The sequence below is a fragment of the Paenibacillus sp. 2TAF8 genome, from assembly GCF_052114825.1.
GTDB lineage: Bacteria > Bacillota > Bacilli > Paenibacillales > Paenibacillaceae > Paenibacillus.
In genome coordinates, this window is sequence record NZ_JBFRFN010000029.1 from 16,994 (window position 1) to 35,211 (window position 18,218).

12 protein-coding genes are annotated in these 18,218 nt (G+C 46.6%); 9 read left to right on the forward strand and 3 right to left on the reverse strand.

Going from position 1 to position 18,218, the window contains the following annotated elements:
- Positions 1–59: 59 nt before the first annotated feature.
- From AB4Z30_RS26640 to AB4Z30_RS26660, 5 genes are all read left to right on the forward strand, one after another.
- Complete coding sequence (locus AB4Z30_RS26640) at positions 60–881, forward strand: methionine ABC transporter ATP-binding protein (RefSeq protein ID WP_441930450.1); 822 nt, start codon at positions 60–62, stop codon at positions 879–881.
- On the forward strand, positions 878–1,549 hold the full coding sequence (locus AB4Z30_RS26645) for a methionine ABC transporter permease (protein WP_441930451.1): 672 nt from the start codon (positions 878–880) through the stop codon (positions 1,547–1,549). Before AB4Z30_RS26640 ends, AB4Z30_RS26645 begins: the two co-directional genes overlap by 4 nt.
- Before the next feature lie 121 nt (positions 1,550–1,670).
- A complete protein-coding gene (locus tag AB4Z30_RS26650) occupies positions 1,671–2,507 on the forward strand; it encodes a MetQ/NlpA family ABC transporter substrate-binding protein (protein ID WP_441930452.1) in 837 nt (278 codons plus the stop codon).
- A gap of 172 nt (positions 2,508–2,679) precedes the next feature.
- Positions 2,680–4,674, forward strand: a complete 1,995-nt coding sequence (locus tag AB4Z30_RS26655) for a methyl-accepting chemotaxis protein (RefSeq protein WP_441930453.1) — start codon at positions 2,680–2,682, stop codon at positions 4,672–4,674.
- A 376-nt stretch (positions 4,675–5,050) separates the two neighbouring features.
- A complete protein-coding gene (locus AB4Z30_RS26660; RefSeq protein ID WP_441930454.1) occupies positions 5,051–8,134 on the forward strand; it encodes a response regulator in 3,084 nt (1,027 codons plus the stop codon).
- Between the two features lie 29 nt (positions 8,135–8,163).
- On the opposite strand, the gene AB4Z30_RS26665 is transcribed toward AB4Z30_RS26660, so the two are convergent.
- On the reverse strand, positions 8,164–8,838 hold the full coding sequence (locus tag AB4Z30_RS26665) for a response regulator transcription factor (protein ID WP_441930455.1): 675 nt from the start codon (positions 8,836–8,838) through the stop codon (positions 8,164–8,166).
- Positions 8,839–8,908: 70 nt separating this feature from the next.
- On the reverse strand, positions 8,909–9,757 hold the full coding sequence (locus AB4Z30_RS26670) for a helix-turn-helix transcriptional regulator (protein ID WP_441930456.1): 849 nt from the start codon (positions 9,755–9,757) through the stop codon (positions 8,909–8,911).
- A 148-nt stretch (positions 9,758–9,905) separates the two neighbouring features.
- On the opposite strand from AB4Z30_RS26670, the gene fabF reads away from it, so the two are divergent.
- Complete coding sequence (gene fabF, locus AB4Z30_RS26675; RefSeq protein ID WP_441930588.1) at positions 9,906–11,144, forward strand: beta-ketoacyl-ACP synthase II; 1,239 nt, start codon at positions 9,906–9,908, stop codon at positions 11,142–11,144.
- 84 nt (positions 11,145–11,228) lie between these two features.
- Here the strand turns inward: fabF and AB4Z30_RS26680 are convergent, their stop codons facing one another.
- Complete coding sequence (locus AB4Z30_RS26680) at positions 11,229–12,461, reverse strand: nitrate/nitrite transporter (RefSeq protein ID WP_441930457.1); 1,233 nt, start codon at positions 12,459–12,461, stop codon at positions 11,229–11,231.
- A 449-nt stretch (positions 12,462–12,910) separates the two neighbouring features.
- On the opposite strand from AB4Z30_RS26680, the gene AB4Z30_RS26685 reads away from it, so the two are divergent.
- The 3 genes from AB4Z30_RS26685 (at position 12,911) to AB4Z30_RS26695 (ending at position 18,215) form a co-directional block, all read left to right on the forward strand.
- Positions 12,911–15,145 carry an FAD-dependent oxidoreductase gene (locus tag AB4Z30_RS26685; protein WP_441930458.1) on the forward strand — a complete coding sequence of 745 codons (2,235 nt, stop codon included), beginning with the start codon at positions 12,911–12,913 and terminating at the stop codon, positions 15,143–15,145.
- Positions 15,146–15,170: 25 nt separating this feature from the next.
- Complete coding sequence (gene nasC / locus AB4Z30_RS26690) at positions 15,171–17,300, forward strand: assimilatory nitrate reductase catalytic subunit NasC (protein ID WP_441930459.1); 2,130 nt, start codon at positions 15,171–15,173, stop codon at positions 17,298–17,300.
- Between the two features lie 495 nt (positions 17,301–17,795).
- Entirely contained in the window at positions 17,796–18,215 is a 420-nt protein-coding gene (locus tag AB4Z30_RS26695) for a hypothetical protein (RefSeq protein ID WP_441930460.1), read from the forward strand.
- Positions 18,216–18,218: the final 3 nt, after the last annotated feature.

The following is an 18,218-nucleotide window of genomic DNA, read 5'->3' on the forward strand; positions in this document are numbered from 1 at the left end:
AAAGATTCTTGAAAGATACTTGAGGGAACCATACACGATCATTCACGGGAGGAATCTCCATGATTTCATTATATGGTGTGGGCAAGCGGTTCAACGAGCGCGGTTCCCGTGCGGATCAGGGATTCGAGGCCTTGCGATCCGTCTCGCTTGAAATAGGTAAAGGTGAGATTCATGGCATTATTGGTTCCAGTGGGGCAGGAAAGTCGACCTTGCTACGGATGATCAACGGTTTGGAACATCCTGATGACGGGGAAGTTACCGTCAATGGTCAGCGCCTAACCGGAATTAACGAGCGAGACTTACGTCAGGCACGCAGGTCTATCGGTATGATCTTCCAGCATTTTAATCTGGTCAGCAATCGTACGGTGTTGAGCAATGTGAGTATGCCGCTGGAACTGGCGGGTAAATCACGTTCACAGCGGCGAGAGCGAGGGCTAGAAGTGCTGCGATTCGTAGGACTGGAGGACAAAGCGAACCAGTATCCGGCACAGCTGAGCGGAGGACAGAAGCAGCGAGTTGCCATCGCCAGAGCGCTTGCCAGTCATCCAGCTGTATTACTCTGCGACGAACCAACATCTTCACTTGATCCGCAGACAACAGACGGAATATTGGATGTGTTGCGCCATGTAAACAAGACAATGGGTGTAACCATTGTTGTTGTTACCCATGAGATGGAAGTGGCTCGTCGATTATGTCACCGTATTACAGTGATGAAAGAGGGACAGATTGTGCGTACCTTATCTGAATCGGAAGTACGCAGTATCCCGGCTCCACAGCCGGATATACTTACTTCACTGCTTGCAGACGACACCTTCGGTGGAACAGGAACGGAAACAGGAACGACAGCCCAGCATCTGGTGGAACGGGAGGACAAGCGATGATGTTACCCGAGTCCGTGCTTAAATACCAGCACGAAATCTGGCAAGCTATCGGAGAGACGTTTGTAATGGTGGGGATTTCTATCGCAGCGGCTGTTCTGGTCGGATTGCCTCTTGGTACACTATTGTACCTGTTCCGCAGAGGGCAAAGATACCAACATCGAGCTTTATTTACGGTGCTGGGTAGTCTTGTGAATATCATTCGCTCCTTTCCATTCCTTTTGCTGGTCGTATTTATGATCCCATTCACTCGGTTGGTAGTAGGTACATCGATTGGTACGCTCGCTGCTACGGTACCTCTATCGGTCATTGCTATCGCTTATTATGCCCGCCTGGTCGAACAGGCTCTGCTTGATGTACCTAAGGGTGTCATCGAGGCGGCCTCTTCTATGGGAGCTTCAACAGTGCAACTTGTCGTTAAATTCCTGTATGTGGAGGCACGATCCAGTCTTGTGCTCGGACTTACTACAGCAACGATCAGTTTTGTTTCCTATTCCACAGTAATGGGGATCGTCGGCGGTGGTGGTGTTGGTGATTTTGCCATTCGCTACGGTTATCAACGCTTCGAAACGGAAATTATGATATTTACGGTTATTATCATGATTGTGCTGGTGCAGATCATTCAATTTACGGGTAGCCGATTATCACGCTGGTTGGATCGGAGATCCTGAAGACGCTAGCAGAGTACAGACAAGTGGAAGCAATACTGGAATCAGAAGGACAGGAAAGACAACTGCAGTAATGAACTGCAAAAAATGACTACAGATTGTACAGAGAAGGGGTAAACATTCAATGAAAGCAAAATTGATGCTCATGCTGCTCGCGGTTATGCTGGTTGTATCCGCCTGCGGGAAAAAAGAAGCAACACCGTCTAGTGAAGGTACGAAGCAAGAATCACAAGCCGGACAGGAAGTCACACTGAAAGTAGCCACATTGATTCCGCCAATGACGGATGTGCTGGATATCGTCAAACCGCTTCTTAAAGAGGATGGCGTAAATCTGGAAATTGTGGTGCTGTCGGATAACGTACAGCCGAATACGGCACTGGCGAACAAAGAAGTGGACGCTAACTTCTTTCAACATGTACCGTATATGAAACAGTATAATGAGGCGAACAATGCCAATCTGGTTCCTGTGCAGCCCATCTACAATGCGATTTATGGCGGATACTCCAAAACCTACAAATCTATCGATGAATTGCCGGAAGGTGCAACGGTTGCAATTGCTAATGATCCTTCCAACATCGGGCGCTCCCTCGTTATGATGGAGCAAAATGGTCTGATCAAACTCAAAGAAGGTGTGGGCTTTAACGCCACGCAAGCGGATATCACTGAGAATAAAAAGAACTTCAAGTTCAAAGAAGTGGACCTGCTGATGCTTGCCCGCATGATGGATGATGCGGATATGGTAGCAATGACACCAGCCTATGCTAGTCCGCTCGGCTTGACACCAAAGAAGGATGCTTTGCTGACTGAGAAGGACGATTCTCATTTTGCAATCACCTTGGTAGCTCGTGAGGACAACAAAGACTCGGATGCCATTCAAAAGTTGGCTAAACATATGGCCGGCCCTGAAGTGAAAGCCTTTTTTGAAAAAAACTATGCAGATATTGCTATCCCGGCATTCTAAGGTATAGCTTTCTGGAGATCCGAGCCAAAGTGCTCGGGTCTTTTTTTGTCCAACTTCTGTTAACAACTGTTTAGAAACTTAATAAACATGATGCTCAATTGATTTAATTTGCTTAATAACTTTTTTGTATGTTAGTGTTAATATCAATTTAATATGGAAGAGGTAGAGTGAATTGTCGTTAAACAACAAAGAATCAGGGTGGTTAGGAAAGATATTAACCGATTTTAAAGTCAAACTGATTATGTCCTTCATTATCTTTTTGGCGGCCCCTTCCATCACAATAGGTGTATTGTCATATAACAATGCCAAAGAAGAAGTAAAGAAACAAATTCTACATAGTGCAGAGGAAAATGTGAATTTAGCTAATAGTACGATTGATTTAATAGTCAATGTGAAACGAAAGCAGGCTGAATATTACGCAAAGGTTTTTAATGCAGACACAATGGAAAATTCAGAAGCGAATATGTTGGAAGAAATAAAGGGATTCATCGGGCAGAACCCGGATGTGGTTCTCGTCAGTGTAGGTGATCAAAATGGCAAATATTTGTCTTCTTCGGATACAGCCACCCCAGAAGATTATGATCCGCGAACCAGACCCTGGTATACAGAAGCGATGAGTCAACCTGATCAGGTTATCGTAACAGACCCGTATATCTCCACAGCTACCAATTCAGTCACGGTTTCCATTGCAAAGGCATTGGAAGACCGCTCTGGTGTGGTCAGTCTTGATCTGGATTTGAACGACATCAGCAGTGCAATAAGCAAGATCAAGGTGGGGGAGCAAGGATATATGGTCTTGCTTGATCGTACCAAAAAGTATATCTATCACCCGAGCAGCCCGGCGGGTTCTGAGGCGAAAGAGTCATTTTGGACAGAGATGTTTGATAACGAATCAGGCACATTTGATTATGTCTATAATGATGAACCCAAGGTTATGTATTATTTAACGAATGGTTCAACCAATTGGAAAATCGCAGGTACGATGTTCTTCACCGAAGTAGATGAAGCAACAGCTTCGATTCTGCATCGTATGATGATTGTGCTGTTATCTTGTCTGGGTATCGGAGCTGTAATCATCTGGCTTGTCATGCGCTCTATTATTAGACCCATCAGAGAATTGAAAAATCAAGCGATACAAGTGAGCGAAGGAGATCTGACACAGACCATTGTAAGTAAAAGTTCGGATGAACTTGGTGAACTTAGTGACGCTTTTGGCAAAATGCAGATCAATCTGCGCTTGCTGATCCAGAATGTAGAGCATAGCGCGGGACAGGTCGTTTCTTCATCAGAAGAGATGACTCAGAGTGCAGAAATGACCAGTGCTGCGAGTGAACAGGTTGCCAGAGCGATTCAGGAAATTACGTTGGGTGCTGAGAAGCAAATGCATGGAATTGAGCATAACCACGAGGCTATGCGCGAAATTACGTCAGGTGTTTCCAATATTGCCGAGAGATCCGTACATGTGTCCGAGTTAGCCAAACAGACTACGTTACAGGCTGAGGAAGGCGGCAACACGGTTAAGCAGACGGTAGATCAGATGAAATCGATTCAAGAGACAGTGACGCAGATGAGTCGTATCATTCAGGCGTTGGATGAACGATCGGAGCAAATCTCGGCAATTACCGAATTGATGGGGAATATGGCGAAACAAACGAATTTACTGGCCCTGAATGCATCGATTGAAGCGGCACGTGCAGGTGCACACGGGAACGGATTTGCCGTAGTGGCAGGAGAAGTTCGCAAGCTCGCAGAGCAATCGCAGCAGTCTGCTCAAGATATTACGACGCTGACGTCTGCCGTCCAGAAAGATACATTGGAATCCGTTGATATGATGAAGAAAGTGGCATTAGAGGTCGAACAGGGGATGGAGATTTCCACTGAAGCTATTCAGAAGTTCGAACGTATTTTGGAGAGTATGCGGGAGACTACACCTCAGATTGAAGAGATTGCAGCTACTTCACAGCAGATTACTGCCGGAGTGCAGGAGGTTGGTGCTGTATCTAGTGAACTGGCAAGCATTGCTTCAGCCAATGCAACAACGTCTGAGGAGGTTGCAGCCTCATCGGAAGAACAGCTTGCTTCGATGGAGGAGGTTTCAGCTTCTGCAAGAAGCTTGTCAAGTATGGCAGAACATCTGCAACGTCTGATCCAGCAGTTCAAATACTAGGGAGCCGAGAGGCTCCTTTTTACATTTAGTGTGGTAACTTCGAGGAAGTTTTTGGAATGTGTATCGAAGGATAAATGTTATAAGAAAGTAGGAGAAGTAGGGGAGAAATAGGGCAATATCCGCAATTGAATAAGGAGGGTTCGCGTAATATGATTTGATTATTGCGGAGATACAATTGGTCAATCCGGCCTGTTTCTTCGTATGTGAAATAACGCAAAAGTCGTAACTTGGATGGTGAACTTTGCTACGCGATCTCGTTTTGAATTTTACATTAATTTTAATTATGGTCTTCCTTGTTCATCACTATCTGAATCAATCGAGTAATCGGCAGAAGCCATCATTTACCTCTCGATTGATCATTGGGATAGCGATGAGCATGTTAGGGACAGCATTATACTACTTCTCCATTATTTTGGATGATGGCACGATGTTAAACTTTAGATCCATCGCTTATCTGCTTGCTGCTTATTATGGCGGAGGCGGAACGGCGTTTATCACCTTTGCAGGTTTGTGGATATTTAGAATCAATGCAGGATTTTGGCCGTCTATTGAAAACCTGGATTATGCACTGTATGAACTTATTTTTGTGCTGGCCATATCCTTGAATTTCAGGTATATTCGCAGATTCGTATACCGATGGTTATCTGGTTCACTGGTGTTGCTTGTTGCTTATCAGTTCACGATGTTTTGGACATATCCAACAACTCTCTTCAATCATGGAATGACCTTGCTTTCTCAAATTATGTGTATGTTGCTAGTTATATTGTTCATCTATTTCCTGAATCAGAATCATCAGTACAGACATCTGGTGATTCAAAAAGAGCGGGAGATGCTGGAGATGCTGCGCAGACAGCCCGGGTTTACGTTTAAACTCCGCAAGCTGAACGGAAAATTTGAATTTCTCTTGCTCGAGGGAGAGATGCTGTCTCATCTGGGGATGGATATGCGAAGCCTGGAGGAGAGCTTCCAGTTGGGAAATATTAAGGCTCTGCCCCCAGATAAAATCCAATTTCTGAAGACACAATTCAATCGGGCCTGGAGGGGCGAATTCTTTTTTTTTGAGATCGAACACAAAGGGAATTATGCGCTGGTCAAGTTGGGGCCTTTTCTGGAAGACGGGGTGGTTAAGTATGTGATAGGATACGGGCTTGATATTACAGAACACCGGGCTGTCAGACGAAGGATTCAGGAAAGTGAAGAGCGCTATCGGTTGCTGGAGCGGGTATCTGCCGATTGGGTAGCAGGATTGGACAGTGATGGAAACATCGTCTCGATTAATCAGAAGTTTCTGAATGTTCTTCAGGCAGACAGGCACCAGGTTATTGGTCGTGCACTTGTAGACTTGCTCGTGATGGAAAAATCAGAGTGTTGGGTTAAGGTTCTACAAGAGGTGATGTCTACCAAAACCATTCATGACACGGAGCTGATCTTTCGGATCGGAGAAAGTGATGAATTGCATGTTCGTGTTCATCTTTATCCGCTCAGATCCTCGGGATCCAGTGAGCAGATTAAAGCTGTCTTTCAAGATGTCACAGACCAGTACAGACGTGTGAAGGCGGATAAAGCCAGTCAGGCGAAGAGTGAGTTCTTGGCCTTGATGAGCCATGAGTTGCGGACGCCACTGAACAGCATTACCAGTTTTAGCTCTTTGCTCCAACGAACACCTCTAACTCCTCAGCAGCAGGATTATATAAGCAAGATCACCGTATCCTCACAATCCTTATTAACGCTGGTCAACGATATTTTAGATTTTTCAAAAATAGAAGCAGGCATGTTTAATGTCGAGAATGTTCCCTTTTCTCTAGAGGATGTATTTAAGCGAGTGGCCGATCAGATCAGTACTACGATTGGGAACAAGGACGTCAAGATCATTTTTCATACCGGTTCCGAGCTGCCTTTAACGATAATCGGTGATCCGTTCCGATTGGAGCAGATTCTGATTAATCTGCTTAATAACGCTATCAAATTTACGGATGAAGGCTATGTCATATTTCACGCAGAAGTACTTACACTTGAGGATCAACGTGTTGAAGTTCGTTTTGAGGTGGAGGATACCGGGATTGGCATCTCCCCTGAACAGATGGAGCGTTTATTTGTGCCTTTCAGTCAGGCCGAACCCTCAACCTATCGGAAGTACGGAGGATCTGGCTTGGGTTTAGTCATTTGTTATCTTCTAATCACCTCTTTGGGCGGCAGTTTGCAAGTGGAAAGTGTACTTGGTGAATACAGCATGTTTACATTTGAACTGGTATATGATTTGACAGAAACGGAGGAACGTTCATTCCTTCCAACCTACCCTTTGTTATATGCTGTAAATAATGTGATGATTGTAGAAAGGGACAGAAGAGTTGCAGAGAATCTGGAACAGATGCTGCGTTCATTCGGTCTCAGGCCTGAACTCTATGATTCTTTACAAGAGGTGCTGGTTGACCAAAAATATAATCATGATGGTGATGAATCGTCTTCTCTTTTGATCATGTTTGATATGGATGCAGAACATGTATACGAAGATCCGGATTGGGATCGTTTAATGGACAGGTTCAAGGATATCCGGATTCAAGTGTTAGGGTATACACGTGCAGTCAGCGAGGATACTCTTGTGAGTGAGCGATACCACAGTGATCCGAGGGCAATCCTGTTTAAGCCGATCACCCGTGTCGGGTTATTTGAAGCACTGCTGGCACTGCAAGATGGAGAAGTACAGAATTTGAACCAGAATTTAAAAAAGCAACCGTCTACTGGCCAGATGTATCAGGGATCCATTTTGGTTGCAGAGGATCATGAGATTAATCAGATTGCGATTCGGGTGCTGCTTCAGCAGCTGGGCTTTGAAGTAACAGTAGTAAATGATGGAAGAGAAGTGCTGGAGAAGCTGCACATAAAGCAGTGGAAGTTAATATTAATGGACTTGTACATGCCTGAAATGAACGGACTGGAGGCCGTTAAACACATCCGCCAGATGAGGCAGTATGATCACTTGCCCGTGATTGCACTTACGGCGAACAATGCGAAGAGAGATCATAAACTCTATTTAGAGTCAGGGATGAATGCCGTTCTGACCAAACCGATAGATGAAGAGCAGCTCAAGGACATATTGACAACCTGGATTGATCTAAGAGGAATGCATCAAATCAGAGGAATTGATACAGACAAGGCGCTGAAACAGATGGATGACAAACTCCACATTTTACAGTATGCGCTGAATAAGTTTTCTCTGGAATACGGTGGGTTTGAGCAAAAAATACTGACCTATCTAGGTCATCAAAAGATGGAGGACATTATAAGAAGTACTCATTCTCTCAAAGGCGTTGCTGCCCATCTGCATGCTGTGAGTCTGCTGCAAACCGTTCTACATTTGGAATCCATTCTGTCTGTTTCATTTTCCGAAGATGAACTGATCTCCAGTCTGCAGAAGGTGCAGCAAGAAATTAATCACATTACGGAATCATTCCCGTGGTAAACGCTATTAGAAGAGCAATCTTGTGATGCTTAAGGTGTAAATTTATATCCGACCCCCCAGATGGTTTGAATATATTGGGGGGTTTTGGGGTTATCTTCGATTTTCTTGCGGAGTTTTGTGATATGCACATCGATGGTGCGATCATTGATATAGGCATCTATTCCGCGTATAGCTTCGATCAGAGCGTAACGACTGAACACTTTTCCAGGATTTAGTACAAACAGCTTCATGATTTCGAATTCGGAAAACGTCGTTTCGACTCTGCGATTATTCAGCAGGATGGTTCGGCGTGCCAGATCAAGGGTTAACCCCGTTTCCGTTTCGCTTACTAAGGAGTTTTCTAATAAAGCATAACGTCGTAGAACAGCCTCCATACGTGCTTTTAATTCCTGCATGCTAAAAGGTTTACAGACAAAATCATCTGCGCCGTCGGTTAATGAACGAATACGTTCGGACACCTCGGTTAACGAAGAAATGACAATCATTGGAAGGGAGGTGTGTTCACGCATGATTGCACATGGATTTTTTCCTCCCGAATCAGGTAACATCAGGTCTATTAGAATGATATCTGGTCTGGTCTCAAGCTGCAAAAGTGCACTCCCGATGGTATCTACACGAGATACTTCGTATCCTTCACCTTGTAAATACAAGGATAAAGTGTCGCCCAGCATGTTGTCGTCCTCGATAATAAGCACTTTGGTCATGGTGTCCCTTTCTGAATCCACGTTATGATAGTATGTTAGGTTATGGATGTCGCTTTCCTCGGCTAGCAGTTCAGGATTCATTCCTTCGTTCAAGCAGTTGCATGAGTTTATGCTCCGTTGCCGTTTCTGGTGCGGGTGTATAAATGCTGCATCGCAAATCGGAATTGCCTTGAACCTGTAATGAGGTGAGGTCAAACAACATTTTGCCTGCTTTGGAATGTCTGAATTCGATCCATACATCAGGAGCACTGCTTACGCTGCTTTGTTTCCATAATGTTTGAAAATCAGGATGGCGATTCATCATGTCATCCAAAAATAAATTATACCATTCATCGTCGACATAACGACCATAATAGCCACGAAAAATGGATAAAAATCCACTGACGAAGTCCTCCCAGTTCACCGCAAGCCGTCGCAACTCTTTTCGATCAAACACCAGACTGATCATATTACGCTGCTCTAAGGGAATCTGCTCAAAGTTCATAAAGACTTGTGCGGCAGCCTCATTCCAACCCACAATGTAACAACGCCGATCGGAAATGATAGTAGGACAATATCGAAGTTCCTGCAAAATCTTCTGTAATGAAGGGTGAAGCTGAAGCGTGTCTGGTTCCGGTACGGGCAGATCTGAATAATGCTCCATCGCCAGTGAAAACAAATATTTGCGTTCATCTGCAGTAAGTCGGAGTGCTGAAGCCACATTATCTAAGACGGAGTGTGATACCTGGATACTGCGCCCTTGTTCCAGCCAGGTGTACCAGGTTGTGCTCACACCGGCCAATTGTGCCACTTCTTCTCTTCTCAAACCAGGTGTTCTTCGCCGCCCAACAGCAGGTAAACCGACCATTTCGGGAGAGAGCCTAGAACGCTGTGTTTTCAAAAAAGCAGACAGGGCTTGTAATCGAATTGTTTCACTCAATGCTTCACCTTCAATCTGTTTATCATGGTAGTCATTATACTATGATAAATGCCAACTTGTAATAGGATATACAGAAATGGCACTATGAATGCATAAGCAACAGGAAACCAAACGAAGAACGTTACAGGGAGGACACACTGGTATGAGTATGGAACGTGTTGTGATTACAGGAATGGGTGTGATCTCTCCACTCGGCAATGATGTAGATACATTCTGGAACGCACTAAAAGAAGGCAGGTCGGGCGTTTCCCCAATTGAATATCTGGACAGCACATTGTATAAAACGAGAATGGGCGGATTGATTCGTGATTTTGATGGTGAAGCAAGATTTGGACGTAAAGAAGCTAGGCGTATGGATCGGTTTGTACAATTTGCTGTTGCGGCAGCAGATCAGGCGTTAGCGGATTCCGGGCTTGTGTTGGAGTCGCTAGACCGGGAGAGGATCGGTGTATATATTGGCTCGGGCATTGGAGGCATTCGAACCTTAATGGATCAGGGTAGCGTTTTATCGGAACGTGGGGCATCGCGAGTTAGTCCAACCCTTGTACCCATGATGATATCCAATATGGCGGCAGCCACTGTTAGTATGAGATTTGGCTGCTGGGGGCCAACGCTCTCTCCGGTAACGGCTTGTTCTATAGGTAACACAGCCATTGGTGAAGCGTTCCGGCTGATTCGTCACGGAGGAGCAGATGTTATTTTTGCTGGAGGAACCGAAGCGGCGGTCACCGAGATATCACTAGCCAGTTTCGGCAATGCAACAGCGTTATCGACCAGGAATGAAGCTTATACAGCGGCAAGCCGACCATTTGATGCAGGCAGAGACGGGTTTGTTATGGCTGAGGGAGCAGGTATTCTGATTGTGGAAGCCCTGTCTCATGCACAGGCAAGAGGTGCGAATATCCTCGCCGAGGTTATCGGATATGGGGCTACTTCCGATGCATATCATATGGTAGCCACTCACCCCGAAGGTCGGGGTGCCTATCTGGCTATGAAGGCAGCGCTGCGAGATGCGCAACTGGAACCAGAAAATATCGATGTGATCAACGCTCATGCCACCAGCACAGAGGCAGGTGATCTTTCTGAAACGAGAGCGATCAAACAGCTTTTTGGCGAAATGGCCTATCGTGTTCCGATTACTGCGAACAAATCCATGACAGGTCATATGCTTGGTGCTGCAGGGGGAGCAGAAGCTATATCTCTTATTCAAACACTGCGGCATGGTATTATTCCGCCAACAATCAATCAGGAGCAGCGCGATCCTGAATGTGATCTGGATTACGTCCCCAATGTAGCAAGAGAAGCCAACTTGCAGATTGGCATGTCCAATTCTTTCGGGTTTGGCGGACATAATGCAGTCATTATTCTTCAAAAATATTTGCCCTGAGTATTACGGCTTGAATAGTTAAGGTTGGAACATAACAGACAGCGCTGCCATATTGGCAGCGCTGTCTGTTATGTAGGTAAGGGATCAGGACGTCAGTGTCGTTGAATCGGCAATCCCCTTGCCACTTCTGTTCAGCCAGCTCACCCGCCAGCGGGATTGCATGAATAGAACAAGACACATGGATACAGCGGCGATAAGACTAAGAATAACAAAGCCTGGCGTGTAAGACTGATACGTACTATACAGTTGTCCCAGAATGAGCGGCAACGTGTAACCACCCAAACCTCCGGCAGCACCTACGATACCTGTCATCAGACCAATTTCGTTGCCAAAACGTTGTGGAACGAGTTGGAATACAGAACCATTCCCGGCTCCAAGGCACATCATGCCGAGGAACAACATTACAATGACGACCGGAAGAGGGGGCAGGAAAGATACACCGAGTAGCATAATACAGGCACCGGAGTAGAGAAAGGTCAACATTCGGGTTCCGCCAATTTTATCTGCCAGGAAACCGCCAACAGGACGGAAGAAGCTACCTGCAATGACACAGAATGTCGTAATGTCAGCGGCATGAACCGCAGACAGGCCATATTGGGTATTAAAGAAAATGGTCAGATAATTACAAAGTCCAACGAAACCGCCAAAGGTAACACAATAGAAAGCACAGAATACCCATGCATCTTTTTGCTTAAGCAATGTTCCGTATTGAGACAGCTTTTTGGGTTCCGGGCGATTCGGACTGTTTTTGGCGAAGATCGAAAAGAGGATAAAGACGATAACAATCGGGATGATCGCAAGCCCAAAAACAACTTCCCAACTGCCAAAATGAGTGGCAAGACGGTTGGCGAACAATGTAGCAAGCACTGTTCCACTATTACCTGCCCCGGCTATACCCATGGCAAGCCCTTGATGTTCTTTAGGATACCACTGACCTGCAAGCGGTAGTGCAGCTGCGAATGAAGCGCCTGCTACGCCGAGTAAAAGTGCTACGACATACAGTTGGCTGAGAGAATCCACCCATAGCCAGCCTAGCAACAATGGAACGAGGGTGAATACCATACCGATCTGAGCGGTTAATTTGGGACCCATATAATCGGACATGAAGCCAAGCACCAGGCGCAGGATAGAACCCCCTAGAATGGGCAGGGCAACCAGATTTGCTTTTTCCAAGGGGGTCATCGGATAATCCATGGCAATAATAACAGCAAGCGGACCGAGCATACCCCAGATCATAAAACTGATGTCAAAATACATAAATGCCCCGAACAGCGTGGGCTTATGCCCGCTTTTCCAAAAACTTTTGCTCTCTACCATTCCTCATCGCTCCTCATCCAAGTAGGTTCTTTGTTATGTCTCTATGTTTGGTTCGGGCAGAAAAAGGCCGCAAGCCGTCCTGAATTAGAACGATTTGCGGCCCCGTTGCCGACAGGCGGTACACGTCTTTGTGTTCCCGCTTCTGAGATGATCACATCGCTGTGATTTTGATTCAAATTATAAAAAGAGAAAAATGTAATGTCAACAAAAATAACATTAAATTTTGAAATAATTATTTTTAACCTGTTTTTCATTATTTAATGTCAATTTAGTTGACATATGTTATGGATTCAATTAATCTGAATTTATTAAGAATCTACACAATGGCGTGTAGAGCTCGGAGGCAATGGTGCCCCTTTTCCCCATAAGGAAAAGGGGTTATTGTGTTTTAAATCAGGAAAAGGCAGTTCTGTTTAGTTTGCAGATGTGAAAGGGATAGGGGGCGGCCCATGAGTAGAAAGAAACTGGTGGTTATCGGCAATGGCATGGCTGGAGTGAAATGTGTAGAAGAAATTGTTAACTTGGCGCCAGATACGTATGAGATTGTCATCTACGGGACTGAACCTCGGCCTAACTACAATCGCATTATGTTATCCAAAGTACTTCAGGGTGAACATTCCATACAGGACATCATCATCAACGACTGGACCTGGTACGCAGAGCGTAATATCCGGTTGTGCACAGGTGAGACCGTGCATCGGATTGATCCTCGTACCAAGTTTATCGAGACGGAATCTGGCAAAAAAGAAACATACGACATATTGATCCTCGCGACAGGTTCTTCTCCGTTCATTCCACCCATTCCGGGAATCGATAAGGAACGTGTCATGTCCTTCCGAACAATTGATGATTGTACCCGTATGGCAGATTACTCGAAAACGTACCGTAAAGCGGCTGTTATCGGGGGAGGTTTGCTTGGGCTGGAGGCAGCACGGGGGCTGCTGCATCTGGGTATGGATGCGGTGGTGGTTCATAATGCGCCTTATATTATGAATCGACAACTCGATTATGAGGCTGCATCGATGCTTCAACGTGAGCTTGAAGATCAGGGCATGTCCTTTCTTTTGAATAAAAATACGCAGAAGATTACCGGACGTTCACAAGCTCAGGGGCTGCTGTTCACAGATGGATCGAAGCTTGAGGCACAGGTGATCATTGTCGCTGTTGGGATTCGGCCAAATGTGGATCTGGCCAGGAGAAGTGGCATTGCCACACAGCGTGCTGTCGTGGTCGACGATCATATGCGTACCAGTGTGCCGGATGTATATGCTGTAGGAGAATGTGCAGAGCATCGGGGGATCAGTTATGGTCTGGTAGCACCGCTGTATGAGCAGGGGAAGGTGCTTGCGCGTACATTGTGCGGACAGGAGGTACCGGGGTATACAGGTTCTGTTCCGTATTCACAGCTGAAAGTGTCGGGGGTGGATGTTTTCTCGGCAGGAGAGATCAGCGGTGATCGAATGCAAACGGCGATTCAGCATTTGGATGGCGTTCGGGGCACGTACAAAAAAGTGCTTATGCAAGCTGGTAGGGTTAGAGGTGCCATTTTGTTTGGCAATACGGCCGAGGGCACAGCCCTGCTTGGTTTGGTGCAGCGTGGAGCAGATGTGGCTGAGCTTGCCCCCAAGGAAGGAGCACCAGATCCAGCAGAGATGGCTGCTGCTGCGCTTCCGAGCCGGGAGACAGTCTGTGCCTGCAATAATGTAACGAAAGCAGCAATCTTAAAAGTCATTCAGGAGCAAGGTCTGGAGACCGAGGAACAAGTGAAACAGCACACGAAAGCTTCAGGTTCATGCGGTGGCTGTAAACCCATGGTGGCTGCACTGCTACAACACGCAAAACGTGTAGAGGTTGATGAAAGTGTCGGTACAAGTACAGAATTTGGCGGTACGGAGAAGAAGGCTGATATCCTGTCTGTATGTCACTGCACGGAAATGAGTCATGAAGAGCTGAAGGATCAGGTGAGCGTAATCCTGGAGAGAAATTCCAAAGAAGTTGGCATCACGAACCTTGGATCTCCAGTCGTTCCATTAGAAGATGCACAGATCACTTCACTGTTGAAGCAGCTGAACTGGCATTCGGAACACGGGTGTCCGGTATGCCTTCCTGCAATTCGCTATTACGTTTATGTTTCAGGATTGATACTGTCCTCTACAGAACAGCACCAGTATCAGGGGATTTACATTTATTCGGGGCAAAACCTATCTCCATTGGCTTCTAGTATTACCGCTAGTGATCTGGAGAATCGGCTACGTGCCGATTGGGAAGCTGCAGCGATGCCTTCCGAAGTGAAAATAGCGATTGCTTCGGGTTCCCGATCCCTAGTGAGTGTGCTGGTTGCAGATTTAGGACTGCAAGCTTCTCCGGCCGGATGGGAAATTTACGTTGGGGGTCATGCTGGGCATCCCGTGAAGGAGAGCTACCTGCTTGGGGCAACTGAATCAGAGGAGCAAGCAGTAAGTCTCGCATCGGCCTGTTTGCAATGGTATCGACAAACGGCTTGGTTTGATGAACCAGTATGGATGTGGACGGAACGACTCGGAATCATGTCGATTCGGGAAACGCTTTTGGATACACAGTTACAGCAGGAACTTACATTTAATCGCACACAGGAGCGCGGAACTGAAGCTGATCGTGGAACGGGGACACTTTCTGAAGTGCCCATTGTCCAGGCGAGAGCATGATCTTAATGATAGGAAGGAGTGGCTGATGATGGAAGTGGTAGATATGGAACAAGCTACGTTTAAGCTATATGTAAAAGAGACCCAATGTCCTTATTGCAGCGTGCAATGCAAGATGTCCGTAGAAGAGCTTACTGCTCCCGTTGCAGGTCAGAGACTGGCTGAGTACGCGGTTCAGGGCTTGCCTAATAAAGCTTCGCAGGGTCGCCTCTGTGTGAAGGGCATGAATGCTCACCAGCAAGTGTTTAGTTCCGAGCGTCTAATGTATCCGCTCATTCGCCGCCAGGGAGAACTGGAGCCATGTTCATGGGATGAAGCGATACAGACGATTGCTGATCGTCTGCAACAGCTCCAAGCGACTTATGGGTCAGATACCGTAGGAGTGTATGGCGGCGGTTCGTTGACCAATGAAACCGCGTATCTGCTTGGGAAATTTACGCGGGTGGCACTCCGTAGTAAATACATCGATTATAACGGTCGCTTCTGCATGTCAGCAGCAGCTTCTGCGGGCAGCAAAGTTTTCGGAATGGATCGCGGCTTAACGTTTCCGCTCCCGGATATTCCCAAAGCCGGATGTATTATTCTGGCAGGGACGAATATAGCGGAGTGCCAGCCAACGTTGTTACCGTATTTCAATGAAGCGAAGGAAAATGGAACGTTTATGATTGTGATCGATCCTCGCAAGACGGCAACAGCAGCCATTGCTGATCTTCACCTTCAGGTAAAGCCAGGTATGGATTCAATTCTGGCTGATGCGATGCTGAAGATCATTATGGATGCTGGGTTGGCTGATCCTAGCTTTATTCAGGAACGGACAACCGGATACGAGGAACTTGTGCGAGAGATGGGGATTTTAGAGCTTGAACAGGCCGCGGAAGCATGCGGAGTTGAACTGGACTTGATTCGTCAGGCAGCCTTGGCTTATGGTAAAGCGCAAACGGGTATGATTATGACGGCACGCGGGGTGGAGCAGCAGACGGATGGACATATGGCTGTTCGGCATTTTTTGAATCTGGTGCTCGCGACTGGCAAAATCGGAAGAACAGGCTGTGGGTATGGTGCCATTACCGGGCAGGGAAACGGACAAGGTGGACGAGAACACGGGCAAAAGGCAGATCAGCTTCCAGGTTATCGTTCCATTGAAAAAGAGGAAGATCGTGCATATGTAGCATCGGTCTGGGGGATAGACCCGGCTCTTTTGCCGGGCAAAGGTGTATCGGCTTATGAGATGATGGAACGAATCTATGAGCAGGAGATTCGCGCATTACTTGTGATGGGCTCTAATCCGGTCGTTTCGAATCCAAATGTACGTTTGGTGGAGGAGGGACTGCGCAAGCTTGATTTTCTGGTCGTAGCCGATATGTTTCTGTCGGAAACGGCCAGAATGGCGGATCTTGTGCTGCCAGTCACAGCGTATATGGAGAATGAAGGCACACTTACCAATCTGGAGGGGCGAGTTCTTCTGCGAGAAAAGGGAAGGGCTGCACCCGGAGAGACATTAGATGATTGGGACATTTTGTGCCGGATTGCTGAGAAACTGGGGAAAGGTTCGTTGTTCCAATATATGAATGCTGAAGATATATTCGACGAATTGCGGATTGCAAGTCGCGGCGGGGTAGCAGATTATCACGGAATCACGTATGAACGTCTCCGTAAGGAACAAGGGGTATACTGGCCTTGTCCTTCCGTGGATGATCCGGGCGAAGGCATGCTGTTTCATGATCGATTTGCTCATGCTGACGGTAAGGCTACGTTTACTTTGGGATCGAGCCAGGGCTGGGATGATGTCTCGGACGCTTTTCCCCTGATTCTAACCAATGGCCGAATTCTTCCTCATTATCTAACCGGTGTGCAGACGCGTAGAAGTCCGGCACTAGCAGCGCGGGAGTTAGAAAACTTCGTTGAGCTTCACCCGTCAACGGCAGCTCGTCATCGTATTCGTGACGGTGAGTGGATAGAGGTTCAGTCGGCTTATGGCAGTTTTACTGTTCGTTCACGAATCAAAACATCCATTCGGGAGGATACGCTATTTGTGCCTATGCACTGGGGTGGAATCCAGAATGTGAACCGGGCGACAAGACCTGATCTGGACCCCTTCTGCCGAATGCCTGGATTCAAGACAGCGGCGGTGAAGATTCAGCCTTTGCGACTGGTCTAATATATTTTATTTACGTACCACTAAAAGATTGAATAGCTGCACATCTCATGATGTTTCGTGTGGTGGAGCGGCTTTTTGCGTTTTATGTGCAAATGGGCTTTAGGGGGTGTCCGAAAACTCTGAAGGGAGCAGATTTTGCCGGATTTTCGTTCCAAGCCAGGAAGTTTACCGCAGGCGTGCCGGGGCACGTCAAGGGAAAGTGACGCAGCAGGGGGCGAAAAGACTGTAAAAGATGCACTTCAGAGGGTTTCGAGACACGCCCTAGTTCGCTGGTTCGATGGAAACATGAATATTGGCCCATGAAAGAGACGAACAATTTAGTTATGATGTTCATGAGGGGTACATATGTACGTATTTGGTTTGTTTTGCAATCTATCGCTTTCGGGTATTAACTCTTGATTGAATGGGATTTAGCCATTTGTAATAAACTGTTTTTTTTGTGATTGAAGTTATGAATGAAGTTCTGAAAAAAGCAATGAAAGGAGGCGCGATGCATTGAAATTATGGATTACGGTGAAAAGTCTGGGCAAACGCAAGCCGGCTCTCGCCAAACAAGCAGTGGAACTTCCGGAAACAACCCGCACGCTTCGACTGCTTATCGAGAATATGGTTGAACAGCAGGTGCAATCTTTTCGAGAGAGGAAAGATGCGGCGGCGATGCTTGTCTATCTTATGCCCGAAGAGATCGATGCGCAGGGGGCTAAGGGGAAAGTGGGTTTTGGCACGGTGCATGGTGAGGGCATTCCCAATCTTGGGGAAGCGAAGGAAGCCGCGATACTTGCCTATGAAGACGGGTTATACAAAGTATTTCTGAATGATGAAGAGTTGGCAGAGCTGGATGAAGAGATAAGCATTAAGGACGGAGCTTATGTGACATTTATCCGCTTCACAATGTTAGCCGGACGTCTGTGGTAGGGA

Coding starts and splice junctions, on each gene's coding strand:
- AB4Z30_RS26650 (WP_441930452.1), top strand. CDS start 1,671: ATGAAAGCAAAATTGATGCTCATGCTGCTCGCGGTTATGCTGGTTGTA.
- AB4Z30_RS26660 (WP_441930454.1), top strand. CDS start 5,051: ATGTTAGGGACAGCATTATACTACTTCTCCATTATTTTGGATGATGGC.
- nasC (WP_441930459.1), top strand. CDS start 15,171: ATGATGGAAGTGGTAGATATGGAACAAGCTACGTTTAAGCTATATGTA.
- AB4Z30_RS26665 (WP_441930455.1), bottom strand. CDS start 8,838: ATGACCAAAGTGCTTATTATCGAGGACGACAACATGCTGGGCGACACT.
- AB4Z30_RS26685 (WP_441930458.1), top strand. CDS start 12,911: ATGAGTAGAAAGAAACTGGTGGTTATCGGCAATGGCATGGCTGGAGTG.
- AB4Z30_RS26640 (WP_441930450.1), top strand. CDS start 60: ATGATTTCATTATATGGTGTGGGCAAGCGGTTCAACGAGCGCGGTTCC.
- AB4Z30_RS26680 (WP_441930457.1), bottom strand. CDS start 12,461: ATGGTAGAGAGCAAAAGTTTTTGGAAAAGCGGGCATAAGCCCACGCTG.
- fabF (WP_441930588.1), top strand. CDS start 9,906: ATGGAACGTGTTGTGATTACAGGAATGGGTGTGATCTCTCCACTCGGC.
- AB4Z30_RS26645 (WP_441930451.1), top strand. CDS start 878: ATGATGTTACCCGAGTCCGTGCTTAAATACCAGCACGAAATCTGGCAA.